Annotated in this window: 12 protein-coding genes; 8 read left to right on the forward strand and 4 right to left on the reverse strand. The window is 52.6% G+C overall.

Annotated elements, in window-relative coordinates:
• From recG to ACQUQM_RS19620, 3 genes are all read left to right on the forward strand, one after another.
• Positions 1-2082, forward strand: a complete 2082-nt coding sequence (gene recG / locus ACQUQM_RS19610; protein WP_432471560.1) for an ATP-dependent DNA helicase RecG — start codon at positions 1-3, stop codon at positions 2080-2082.
• A 73-nt stretch (positions 2083-2155) separates the two neighbouring features.
• Positions 2156-3133, forward strand: a complete 978-nt coding sequence (locus tag ACQUQM_RS19615; protein WP_432471561.1) for a hypothetical protein — start codon at positions 2156-2158, stop codon at positions 3131-3133.
• Between the two features lie 2 nt (positions 3134-3135).
• Positions 3136-3693: a DUF501 domain-containing protein gene (locus ACQUQM_RS19620; protein WP_432471562.1), complete on the forward strand. Its 558-nt coding sequence runs from the start codon at positions 3136-3138 to the stop codon at positions 3691-3693.
• 50 nt (positions 3694-3743) lie between these two features.
• Here the strand turns inward: ACQUQM_RS19620 and ACQUQM_RS19625 are convergent, their stop codons facing one another.
• Both ACQUQM_RS19625 and coaD read right to left on the reverse strand, forming a co-directional pair.
• On the reverse strand, positions 3744-3992 hold the full coding sequence (locus ACQUQM_RS19625) for a YfhL family 4Fe-4S dicluster ferredoxin (RefSeq protein ID WP_432471563.1): 249 nt from the start codon (positions 3990-3992) through the stop codon (positions 3744-3746).
• Positions 3993-4026: 34 nt separating this feature from the next.
• A complete protein-coding gene (coaD, locus tag ACQUQM_RS19630; protein ID WP_432471564.1) occupies positions 4027-4506 on the reverse strand; it encodes a pantetheine-phosphate adenylyltransferase in 480 nt (159 codons plus the stop codon).
• Positions 4507-4688: 182 nt separating this feature from the next.
• Here coaD and ACQUQM_RS19635 point away from each other — a divergent pair, with 182 nt between their 5' ends.
• Positions 4689-5960 carry a M48 family metallopeptidase gene (locus ACQUQM_RS19635; RefSeq protein ID WP_432471565.1) on the forward strand — a complete coding sequence of 424 codons (1272 nt, stop codon included), beginning with the start codon at positions 4689-4691 and terminating at the stop codon, positions 5958-5960.
• A 176-nt stretch (positions 5961-6136) separates the two neighbouring features.
• Here ACQUQM_RS19635 and rsmD read toward each other — a convergent pair whose 3' ends face one another.
• Together rsmD and ACQUQM_RS19645 are read right to left on the reverse strand one after the other, a co-directional pair.
• Positions 6137-6751, reverse strand: coding sequence for a 16S rRNA (guanine(966)-N(2))-methyltransferase RsmD (gene rsmD / locus ACQUQM_RS19640; RefSeq protein WP_432471566.1), 615 nt, complete (start codon positions 6749-6751; stop codon positions 6137-6139).
• 12 nt (positions 6752-6763) lie between these two features.
• A complete protein-coding gene (locus ACQUQM_RS19645; RefSeq protein ID WP_432471567.1) occupies positions 6764-8005 on the reverse strand; it encodes a hypothetical protein in 1242 nt (413 codons plus the stop codon).
• Between the two features lie 162 nt (positions 8006-8167).
• Between ACQUQM_RS19645 and ftsY the strand changes: the two genes are divergently transcribed.
• From ftsY to rpoH, 4 genes are all read left to right on the forward strand, one after another.
• Positions 8168-9538: a signal recognition particle-docking protein FtsY gene (gene ftsY, locus ACQUQM_RS19650; protein ID WP_432471568.1), complete on the forward strand. Its 1371-nt coding sequence runs from the start codon at positions 8168-8170 to the stop codon at positions 9536-9538.
• Positions 9539-9550: 12 nt separating this feature from the next.
• A complete protein-coding gene (ftsE, locus tag ACQUQM_RS19655) occupies positions 9551-10213 on the forward strand; it encodes a cell division ATP-binding protein FtsE (RefSeq protein ID WP_432471569.1) in 663 nt (220 codons plus the stop codon).
• Complete coding sequence (gene ftsX, locus ACQUQM_RS19660; protein ID WP_432471570.1) at positions 10203-11222, forward strand: permease-like cell division protein FtsX; 1020 nt, start codon at positions 10203-10205, stop codon at positions 11220-11222. Before ftsE ends, ftsX begins: the two co-directional genes overlap by 11 nt.
• Positions 11223-11428: 206 nt before the next feature.
• A complete protein-coding gene (gene rpoH / locus ACQUQM_RS19665; RefSeq protein ID WP_432471571.1) occupies positions 11429-12286 on the forward strand; it encodes an RNA polymerase sigma factor RpoH in 858 nt (285 codons plus the stop codon).
• The last annotated feature ends 36 nt before the right edge of the window (positions 12287-12322 follow it).

Here is a 12322-nt window from a genome sequence, read left to right on the forward strand (position 1 = left end):
ATGGATCTTAGCTCGCTTGCCAGTCAGCCGGTCACTGTCCTTAAAGGGGTAGGGGCGGCGCTGGCGCAGAAGTTACAAAAACTGGATATCCTGACGCTGCAGGATCTGCTGTTCCATCTGCCCTCCCGATACCAGGACCGAACCCGGATTATGCCGATCGGTTCATTGCGTCCCGGTGATGAAGGTGTGGTTGAAGGTGAGATCAAAGTCGCCGATATCGTCATGGGGCGTCGCCGCAGCCTGGTGTGCCGGCTGCAGGATGGCACCGGTACGGTAAGCTTGCGGTTTTTTCATTTCAGTGCGGCGCAAAAAAATAATCTAAAGCCCGGCACCCGCTTACGTTGTTTCGGGGAGATACGCACTGGTGCCAGTGGCCTGGAGATCTACCATCCGGAATACCGAAGAGTCGATGAGGATGTGGTTACACCGGTTGAAGAGTCGCTGACACCGATCTATCCCACCACCGAAGGGCTGAACCAGGGCCGGCTACGGGCATTGACCGATGGCGCACTGGAATATCTGAAATCCGGATCACTGACCGAACTGATTCCTGATCACCTGCGCCAGCAATGGCAGTTACCGCCTTTGAATGATGCGATCAGCTACCTGCACCGTCCGCCTGTGGATGCCGATCAGGAGCTACTGCTGGATGGTTATCATCCGGCGCAGCGCCGGTTGGCATTTGAAGAACTGCTGGCGCACCATCTGTCGTTACTCAAGTTACGTAACCGGACCCGGCAGCAGGGAGCGCCGTTATTGCAGGGCTCGGGCCGTTATACGCAGGGATTCCTGGAACAGTTGCCCTTTCCGCTCACCGGGGCGCAGCAGCGAGTCTCGGCTGAAATCGCGGCCGATCTGTCCCAGCCCTTTCCTATGCTGCGTCTGGTTCAGGGCGACGTCGGCTCAGGTAAGACGGTTGTTGCCGCCCTGGCGGCCCTGCAGGCAGTAGAAGGCGGCTTTCAGGCGGCGGTGATGGCGCCAACCGAAATTCTGGCCGAGCAGCACTTTATTAACTTTACCGCCTGGCTTGAGCCGCTGGGGCTTAAAGTTGCCTGGCTGGCCGGCAAGCTGAAAGGAAAAAAGCGTCAGCTACAACTCGATGCTATCGTCAGCGGTGAGGCGCAGGTTGTGGTCGGTACCCACGCCCTGTTCCAGGATGAGGTCAGTTTCGCCAACCTGGGTTTGGTGGTGGTTGATGAACAGCATCGGTTCGGGGTGCATCAGCGCTTAGCGCTAAGGGAGAAAGGCCGCACTGATTTGCGGGCGCCGCATCAGTTGATAATGACGGCAACGCCGATCCCGCGGACCCTGACGATGAGCGCCTACGCCGATCTGGACTGCTCGGTAATTGATGAACTCCCCCCCGGGAGAACGCCGGTAGTTACCGTGGTGATCTCTGATCAGCGTCGCGCCGACGTGGTACAACGGGTGCGGGACGCCTGTGTGCAGGGACGGCAAGTGTACTGGGTCTGTACTTTGATTGAAGAGTCGGAGGCATTGCAGTGTCAGGCTGCCGAAGTGACCGCCGAAGAGCTTAAAGAAGCCTTGTCTGAGCTGCGGGTCGGTCTGGTACATGGGCGTATGAAGCCGGCTGAGAAGGCGGCAATTATGGCCAGCTATAAGGCTGCCGAGATCGATCTGTTAGTGGCGACGACGGTAATTGAGGTGGGGGTCGATGTACCCAATGCCAGCGTCATGATTATTGAAAATCCTGAGCGGCTGGGCCTTGCCCAGTTGCACCAGCTCCGGGGCAGGGTAGGTCGGGGTTCGGTCGAGAGCTTCTGTCTGTTGATGTACCATGCGCCGCTTTCCCAGCAGGGGCGTGAGCGTCTTGGAGTGATGCGCGAAACCAGCGATGGCTTCCGTATCGCAGAGAAAGATCTTGAACTGCGTGGACCGGGCGAAGTGCTGGGAACCCGGCAGACCGGGATGATGGCCTTTCGGGTTGCTGACCTGCAGCGTGACAGTGATCTGCTGACCCGGGTAAAGCAGGTTGCCAGTCAGATCGCGGCGGATCCACAACTGACGGATGCCATTATTCAGCGCTGGCTGGGACGGGATGAACAATACGCGGTAGTCTAGCTGCCGCTTACTCTCCAGCTGCGGTACAATTGTTTTTTTGCTTATCGATCTGTTTACCGAGTGTCTGAATTATATGTCTGCACCTCCCTGCCGATTTTCTATCGTTGAAACCGATGCGCCAATTGAGCTGCTGCCACGGGATATTACTGCTTATCGCGCTGGTAATTGTGGTGTGGATTATGTGCATCGGATCGATTCGGGTGTTGAAGGCAGTGAATTAACCCTTGTTGCGCTGACCCATGGCAATGAGATTTGTGGTGCAAACGCTCTGCTTTATCTGTTGGAACATGATATAAGGCCGGTACAAGGAGCACTAACCCTGGTTTTTGCGAATCCGGCCGCCTATCAAAACTTTGATCCGCAACGGCCTTTTGCCAGCCGTTGTCTGGATGAGGATATGAACCGGAGCTGGCAGCAGGCCTGTCTGGACAATCCGCAAACCCGGGAGGCTCATCGTGCCCGTGAGCTACGGCCCTATATTGAGGCCGCAGACAGCGTACTGGATCTGCACTCTACCAGTCACGCGGTGGCGCCGATGCTGATCTATCCGGATAACCATAGGAACAGAGGTTTTGCTGATCGGCTCGATTATCCGTTTCCACACCTGCTATATGATCTTGATAGCTATCACACCGGGATGTTGATTTCTCACCATGAACGAACTGCTCCGGCAGGCGCCTCTATAGTTGCTGAATGCGGCCAGCATTTTTCCCATGCTGCGACAGAGCAGGCGATAGCGGTCACACTGCGATTTATTGCCGGGCATAATATGCTGGATTCCGCGCAGGTATTGCCCGAGTGGAGTCATGCACCGGATCACTCTGCGGGTCATTACCGTATCGACCGGGTGCTGGCCGCCGAAACAGAACAGTTTCGTTTTATTGAACCCTTTAAGGGGTTCGAGCGGTTTGCTAAAGGTGAACTGATCGCGGTCGATGATCAGCAGCTGGTCGCCGCTCCGTTTGATAATTGTGCCCTGATTATGCCGGCCCGGGTGCCGGTTGCAGGGGAAGAGGTGGTAACCCTCGCTGAATACCTGGACAGGAGCTGAAGGTGTCTTTAACCGAACAACAGTTAGTTATTATTGAACAGCAGCTGGGCCGCAAGCCCCGGGGGATTGTTGATATCGCCTGGCAGACCGATGCCGGAGTACCTGCGGTATTGCAGATGCGTTCATTGGTGGAAGACCAGCCATTTCCGACATTGTACTGGTTGTGTTCGAAAGACCTGTATCAGGCGATTGCTGAGATAGAAACTGCGGGCGAAGTAAAACTGATTGAGCAGCAGATTGAACAGGATGAAGAGCTCAGAGAAGCACATCTTGCGGATCAGCAGCGCTATGTGCAATTGCGCTGGGACAAAATGGCACAACAGGACCGTCTGCGAATCGACGAACTGGGCTTTACTGAGCTGTTCAACAGTTACGGTATCGGCGGTATTCGTCACTGGGATAAAGTACGCTGCCTGCACATGCAGTACGCTTACCATCTGGCGACGGGTGGCGCTGAGAAAGGAGGTGCTGAGAAGGGAGGACCAGAGACTGGAGGCACTGCAGTGGGGCGTTTACTGGATGACAAATTCGCTTTGAATGAGCTCTCTCTTACTATCTGACAGGCAATAAAAAAGCAGGCATATAGCCTGCTTTTTTTATGATCTATCGCTTACTGGCCAGTTAGTACCTTGTACTTTTCCATCAGCTGATCTTGGCTTTCTACATGATCCGGATCTTTTGGAATACAGTCTACCGGACATACTTCAACACACTGAGGGGTGTCGTAGTGGCCTACGCACTCAGTACATTTAGAAGGTTCGATCTCATAGATCTCGTCACCCGGAGTGATCGCCTCATTAGGGCATTCCGGCTCACATACGTCACAGTTAATGCATTCATCTGTGATTATTAATGCCATTGTGGCTACCTCACTAACTCGTAATTACTAAAATTTAGTGCCCGAACTGGTCCTTCAAAGCCTGATGGACTGCCGGGTGCACAAATTGTTCAACATCTCCGCCCAGGCTCGCAATCTCGCGAATCAGGGTGGATGAAATAAATGACAGATGCTCGGCCGGGGTGAGAAATATGCTCTCAGCTTCCGGTGCCAGCTTGCGATTCATGTTTGCCAGCTGAAATTCATATTCGAAATCAGATACTGCACGCAGACCCCGCAGGATGATATTGGCATCATGCTGCGCGACCAGATCAGCAAGCAGGCAGTCAAAGCCAATAACGATTACATTGTCCAGATGTGCGGTTACCGTTTCGACCAGTTCAACCCGCTGCTCCAGAGGCAACAGCGGCGCTTTTTTAGGGCTGGCTGCAATTGATACCACGACTTTGTCGAACAGTTTGGCTGCACGTTCTACAAGGTCTGAATGGCCATTAGTAATTGGGTCAAAAGTACCCGGGTATACTGCAATGTTCATCTTTAATTCACAGTTACTCTGCTTGAATGAATATTAGCAAATCCGCAAGTGCGCGATATTAGCTGAAATGTGAGTTATTCACAAATACAATAATGGAATGTGCTGTTGCAAAACAGTTATAAGAATTATTCTTTTAATTCCAAAATGCAATATTGGCTTTTGATAGCGAGATGGTGGTGATAGTGAAAAGTATCAACAGATACCCATTACGGATTCTTTCGTTGCTGTTTGTAACGCTGTTTCTCAGTGGTTGTCAGGCGTTACAGAGTATCGACAAAGGACTTTATAACGCCGCGGAATCGGTTTCAGAAACCGACCGGGTTACCGGGCAACGAACTTTGAGTATGGCTGACCGTAATGCTCAGATTAGTCAGGGCAATGCCGCGGTGGAGCAGATGCTGGTTAAGGAAAAGCAGCAAAAACGTAAAGTCGATGCTGAGCTGAGCCGAACCCAGTACCGCCGTTTGGTTACTATTTTTGACCGGATTCATGGAATCAGCCACCTGAGCCGGGAGCGTTGGCAGCCGGTGCTGATTGATCGGGATTCCTTTAATGCTTTTACCACCGGTGGCACCTATATCGTGGTTCATCTGGAGTTGATGAAGCAACTTAGTGATGATGAGGTTGCCGCGGTGATCGGTCATGAGATTGCCCATACGGTAGCCAACCATGTAGGTGAACGGCAGACTCATCAACAGCTGAGCATGCTGACCTCCTCAAGTTCGGTGAGACGGCAGGGCTATCAGGCTGCGTTTACCCACGAACGGGAGCGTGAAGCGGACAAGATAGGCGTTTTGTATAGCGCACTGGCGGGCTATGATCCTTATGCCTCCAGCCGGATCTGGTCCCGCCAGTATCAGCAACAGGGGAATGCCCGTAGTTTGTTTGCCCATGACCATCCGGTGAACGCCGAGCGGGCTGCAGAAACCCGTCAGCTGGCCGGTAAAGTTAAGCAATACTACATGCCCGGCAAGATTAACCCCCGGGCCAGTGAGTTGCTGGATAACAATAGCCTGTGGCAGAAGCGGCAGAATCAACATGCTGAGACTGCGGGCCAGGGTGGTGGCGTTGCCGCTATCCTGACCACGGCGATTGGCGCTTACGCTGAACACCAGCAGGCTAAGCAGGAGGAGTACCGGCAGGCATCACAGGCCCAGTTTGTTAAATCTGTTGAGCAGGCTATGCAGCTGGAGAAACAGACTAAGCTAACCAATAACAGCTGGCAGACGCGTTGGTACTATCGCGGTAATATACCTTTGAAAGGTGTAGTCATGGGGCTGCTGGCGCAGGACGCGAAAGGTAAAAACTACCGCTATATCGTACATCAGAAAGGCACAGTGAAGCCGGGTCAGCGGTTTGACCTGGTGTTTAAAATGAGTGACGGAAATACGTTGGATAAGCTGGAACAGATGAAAGCCCGGTATTATGTTGATGATGCTTTGCCTGCTAAATAAGGGCAGTAGCTAGAACGTCGCTGTGCGACTCGCTAGAACGGAAGGTAAACCTTCCTGCTAGTGGCTAGAAAAAGCCTTCTAAAAACAGGGGGCTGGTAAATCAGGTATCGCTACTTTGTAAGAGAATTTAGTAAGAAAAAACGCGCCATTGGCGCGTTTTTGATTTTACGTTCGGGTTACTTATTGCCGCGTTCGTACAGGCGATAGGTCACCTGGCCGGCTTTCTTTTCCCGGTACAGCGACCAGTTAGACGGGACATTCAGGCCGCTGAGCTCACTTTCCGTTTCCACATAGATCATGGCGTGTGCGGCCAGCAGGTTTTTTGCTTCCAGCAGTTCACAGCAAGGTTCTGTCATGCCTTTATGGAATGGTGGATCCAGGAAAACTACATCATAGCGGCCTTCAAGGTCGCTGCTACGGGTTTCCAGCCACTCCAGGGCGGAACCGCTGATAAGCTCAGCATTCTGGGTTTTCAGGGCCTGAATATTTTGCCGTAGCTGGTAAATAACTTCTGCTGAATTATCCATCATTGTGGCGTGAATTGCGCCCCGGGACAGCGCTTCAAAGCCTAATGCTCCGCTGCCGCTGAACAGATCCAGGCAGCGCCCGCCGGGTACGTAGGCCGCCAGCCAGTTGAACAGGGTTTCCCTGACCCGGTCAGGGGTTGGTCGCAGACCTTCTATCGCGGGAAAATTCAGTTTTCGGCCGCGCCATTCGCCACCGATAATCCGTAGCTGCTGTTTGCCTGCGCCTACCTTCTGGGTTGGCCGTTCAGGGCGTCTTCTTGCCATGTTAAAACCTTATTAAAAAGCAGGTAGATAGATAAAATGTAATCGCTCGGTGTCGAGATATTCGCCGAGCCTCTGGCGAATCGCCTGATTGTCGATCTGGCTCAGATTGTTCTGGAAGTTGGCCATATAGTCCAGCGGTAGTCGATAAAAAGCGATGCTGTTAAGCAGCGCCAGCTGGGCTTCCTGTTGTTCCATCTGCTGCTGAAAACGATCTTGCAGTGTGCTCCGGGTCTGATCAATCAGGTCATCGTCCAGCTGCAGCAGTAAGGGGGCCAGCTGTTGCTTCAGTTGTGCCGGATTTTGCGGTAGCCGTGGGCCGTGGAGCATCATAGCCAGATAGCCGCTGTTGTCCAGCGATTTCCATTGCAGGCGGTATTTCAGGTCTTGTTGATTGTCCAGCATAGTCTGCAAGGTGCGTACGGCCAGCAGCTCTTTTAAAAAACCGTCCTGCTGCCTGCCGGGTACCGCCATTCCGGCAAGGCTATAGGGTGTATTACCTGAAGCTGTCAGCCGTTCCTGAATCGGAGGTATAGCAACATTGGTAAGCGCAATATTACTTTGGTAATCCGGTAGTTGTTTGCCGATTGCCTGGGCAATCAGGCCGGCCTGGGGGCCGTGCAGCGCTACGGTTAACTGGGATATTTCAATCCGGGAGCGATAAAAGTCGGCAAAGCGTTGTAATGGATGGACGCCCGGGCCATGACTGATTAATTCCCCGAATACTGACAACAAGTGCTGCTCCGGGTCTTTTTGTTGCAGGTAACTCTCAGCTTCCAGGCGGTTCCAGCGTTGTTCCAGCGTGCCATTAAGGTTTATATCCCGCAGCTGCCGGATGAGTTGTTGGGGCAGTTCAGCGAGCCTTTGGTGATCATCCAGAAAGCCCGCCGGAATCGTTAGTTGCAGGGTAAGCCGGTCATCCTGCAGCTGAATGTTATTTCTGATCTGCATCGGCTGCATTAGCCGGGAAGCTTCTGCTGAATCGAGCTGTTGTTCAATTAATTGAAGTAACAGTTTATGCATCAGTTGCTGATCAGTGGAGATTGCTGCACCCAGCCGGAATATCAGCTGTAGCTGAAGGCTGGGGCTGTCATTCAGGGTGACAGAGTACACCGGGCGGGAATCCGCCTTCTGAATGCTGACGTAATCGTTATGGTCGTTGCCGCCGGCCGAAAGCAGGACGATCACAATAGCAACTATCCAAAACACGGCTTTCAGATAGGTTCGGTTAAACAGGGGGGCGTAGCTATCGGACATGGTATTTTCCTGCTGTTTTTTTGACCTTAAGACAAGCCTATTAACGCACTAGCTGTGATAAGATGTTGCGCTTTATTGAAACATACAGGACGGAAGTGGGATCGAACAAGGCAGAGCCTGTTTTTTTGCATTTCCGGACCTTACAGCAGACAGTAATAAGACATGTTTAAGAAGCTGAAATCTTTATTTAGTTCTGATCAAGAAAAGCAATCCGCACCAGAGACTGAAGCACAGCAGAATGAGAGCAGTCAGGTCCCTGCTGAAGAATCCTCTCCTGATGCATCGGAGCAGGAAAGCTCTTCGCTAACGCAGAGCCCGTCTGCGGAGTCTGAAACCAGTGCCGTTGAAGTTGAAGCAGAGCAAAAATTATCTGCGGATATTGTCGAGCCTTCCGCTGAAGTTGCTGAAGAGCCGTCTGAAGATGTTGAAGAAGAGCCTTCAGCGGATGTGGAGAAAGTGCCTTCAGCACAGGCTATTTCTGAGGCGGTAGCTGAAAAAGCTGAAGAGTCAGCGCCAGAAATAGCCGAGCAGCCGGTAGTCGAAGCACAAGCAGAGCCGGAGCCAGAACCCGAATCGGCGCCCGAACCTAAGCTACAACAGAAGCCCGCATCAGAGAAAAAAGGTTTCTTCGGTCGAATTAAGTCGGGTCTGAGTCGGACCAAGGCTAATCTGAGCGATGGCCTGGGTAATCTATTCCTGGGTAAGAAAGAGATTGACGACGACCTGTTGGAGGAGATTGAAACCCAGTTGCTGATGGCTGATGTCGGCGTTGAAGCGACCAGTGAAATCATCGGTCGTCTGACTGATCGGGTCGGGCGGAAGCAGCTGGCGGATGCCGATGCCTTGTATGCCGCATTAAAAGAGGAGCTGGCCGGCCTGTTGGACGGTGCCGAGCAGCCTCTGGATATCACCAGCAGTGATGGTCCGTATGTGATTCTGATGGTCGGTGTGAACGGCGTGGGTAAAACCACCACCATCGGCAAGCTGGCGAAGAAGTTTCAGGCCGAGGGTAAGTCAGTCATGCTGGCCGCCGGTGATACTTTCCGGGCCGCTGCGGTCGAGCAATTGCAGGTCTGGGGTGATCGTAATGATGTACCGGTAGTGGCGCAGCATACCGGAGCCGATTCCGCATCGGTGCTGTTTGATGCCCTGCAATCGGCTCAAGCGAAGAATGTTGATGTTCTTATTGCCGACACTGCCGGCCGACTGCAGAACAAAGACCACCTGATGCAGGAGCTTGAAAAGGTTGTCCGGGTAATGAAAAAACTGGATTCTACTGCGCCCCATGAAGTGATGTTGGTACTGGATGCCGGTACCGGCCAGAATGCCATGAGCCAGGCCTCGCTATTCAAGAAAGCAGTTGGTGTTAGTGGTATCACCCTGACCAAGCTGGACGGCACGGCAAAAGGCGGTATTATCTTTGCTATCGCAAAACAGCTCGAGCTGCCAATCCGTTATATCGGTGTCGGTGAACAGGTGGACGATCTGCGTCCGTTTAAGGCTCAGGAGTTTGTAACCGCCCTGTTTGACTGAGGTTTATACTGAGTGATCAGCTTCGATAATGTCACCAAGCGTTACCCTAACGGCTATGATGCCCTGAGCCAGGTTAACTTTACTATGCAGCAGGGCGAGATGGCATTTCTGACCGGGCATTCCGGTGCCGGAAAAAGCACCCTGATGAAGCTGATAATGCTGATGGAGCGTCCGACCAATGGTCGGGTGCTGGTTGGCGATCAGGATCTGGCCAGCCTGGGCGACGGTCAGATCCCCTATCATCGACGCCGCATCGGCGTAGTGTTTCAAAATCATAAGTTACTGTTTGACCGCTCGGTGTTCGACAATATCGCGCTGCCTTTGCAGATCTGTGGCTTTGATCCTGCCGATGCCGCACGCCGGGCTCGCGCCGCTCTGGATAAGGTTGGTTTGCTGAGCAAGGAGAAGTTGAATCCGGTAGTTCTTTCCGGTGGAGAACAGCAGCGGATCGGTATTGCCCGTGCGATCGTGCATAAACCGCAACTTTTGCTGGCGGATGAGCCGACCGGAAACCTGGATCCACAGCTCTCGGAAGAGATTATGCGACTGTTTCAGCAGTTTAATCAGGTCGGTACTACCGTCTTGATTGCCAGCCATGATCTGGACCTGATCGCACGGATGCCGCACCGATCAATCACTCTTCAACAGGGCAGGCTGATCAGCGATGGAAAATAGCACTCGCCAGAAAGGTGCAGTAAGGGTTCAGCCGAAGCAAAAGCGACAAGCCAAGGTTCAGCGTGGTGCCGAGCATCATCATCTGAAAGTATCAGACCGGGGACGCAGTTACGCGCGCCATCATAGCGCTGTAGCAAAAGAATCATTTTACTCTCTGATGGCTAAGCCGCTGACGACTATTATGACCCTGGCCGTTTTGGCGATCTCCCTGGCGCTGCCCGGTGCGCTCTATTCTGGATTGAAAAACCTGCAACAGCTGAGCGATGGCTGGGAGGGTGATCCACGGATTGCACTTTACCTGGACCTGTCGGTTAGTGAGCAGGAAGCGGAACAACTCAGTAGAGAGCTGTTATTGCGGGATGATGTAGCAGCGACCGAGCTGGTTACCGCTGAGCAGGGCATGCTTGAATTCAAGCGGTTGTCCGGTTTTGGTGAAGTATTTGATTTCCTTGAACAGAATCCACTGCCCGCGGTGATTATGGTGATGCCGCGGGAGCTTTCTGCTGCGCTGATTCCGGTTTTGCAAACCCAGCTCCAGGCGTTTCCGCAGGTCGATGAAGCGATCGTCGACATGCAGTGGGTACAACGTCTTGAAGCCTTTGTTGCAGTGTCAGAGCGGGCGGTATGGGTACTTGCCTGCCTGTTTGCGATGGCGGTATTGCTCGTTGTCGGAAATACCATCCGGTTGACGATTGAGAGTCGCCGAGAGGAGATTGTGGTTGCTAAACTGGTAGGGGCAACTGATGCTTATGTGCGGCGCCCGTTTCTTTATGACGGGGTCTGGTTTGGCCTGGCTGGTGGAATAATAGCCTGGCTGCTGATTCAGATAAGCCTGCTGTTGCTGGACGGCCCGGTTGAAGAGCTGGCCACTCTGTACGACAGTCGCTTTATACTCATTGGGCTGGGCTTTATTGAAACAATTCTGTTACTTACGTTGAGTATTCTGTTGGGTCTGATGGGCGCCTGGCTGGCCGTTGGCCGGCATTTGCGGGCGATTCAGCCCCGTTAGCGGCGTTAATGTAGTGTAAATATCGGTAAAGTTATCTTTAGATACTTGCCAAAAACCAGGTGAGTCGCTATGTTATCTGGTCCGCTATACTCAGGAAGGGTATGGTTGTTGGTTCTGAATAAGGGAGATCGGAACTTCTCCGGTCAGTACGGGTCATAATTGTGCATTTTTGATTCGTTATGTTTTCGTAATATTGAGGTCGTGAAATGGGCAAAAGCCTGCAACTCGTAGAAGCATTGTCTCCGGGACAAAATCTCGAAGCCTATGTGCGTTCGGTTAGTGCGATTCCTATTCTTACTAAAGAAGAGGAAAGCGAACTGGCGCGGAGTCTTTTTTTCGATAATGATCTTGATGCGGCGCGCCGTCTGGTAATGTCGCATATGCGTTTCGTGGTACACGTAGCCAAGACGTATTCCGGTTACGGCTTATCTCAGGGTGACCTGATTCAGGAAGGCAATGTCGGTCTGATGAAAGCGGTTAAGCGTTTCGACCCGACTATGGGCGTGCGCCTGGTATCGTTTGCGGTGCATTGGATTAAGGCCGAAATGCACGAATTTATTCTGCGTAACTGGCGTATCGTTAAAGTCGCCACGACTAAAGCACAGCGTAAGTTGTTCTTTAACCTGCGTAGCAAGAAGAAGGGTCTTAACTGGCTGACTAACGATGAAGTTAAGGCCATGGCCGAAGACCTGGGGGTCGATCAGGCGGTTGTACGCCAGATGGAAGGTCGTATGAGCAGTTCCGATATGGCGTTTGACGCGTCGGTCGGAGACGATGATGAACGTGCTTACCAGAGCCCGGCTTATTTCCTCGAAGATCATAGTAATGATCCGGCGCGAAAGCTGGAAGATGAAAACTGGGAAGCTGATTCCAACCTGCGCCTTGCTGAAGCGATGGGGCAGCTGGATGAGCGTAGCAAAGACATATTGATGCAACGCTGGCTGAGTGAGCAGAAATCGACACTGCATGAGCTGGCTGCGCAGTACCAGGTTTCAGCTGAGCGTATCCGGCAGCTGGAAAAGAATGCCATGAAGAAGATTAAAGTGGCGATGCTTGAAGCCTGAGCATACGCTCGCAACACTTTAAAGCCGTACTCGTTC

Origin of the sequence: Amphritea sp. HPY (assembly GCF_050870985.1) — a bacterium.
Classification (GTDB): domain Bacteria; phylum Pseudomonadota; class Gammaproteobacteria; order Pseudomonadales; family Balneatricaceae; genus Amphritea.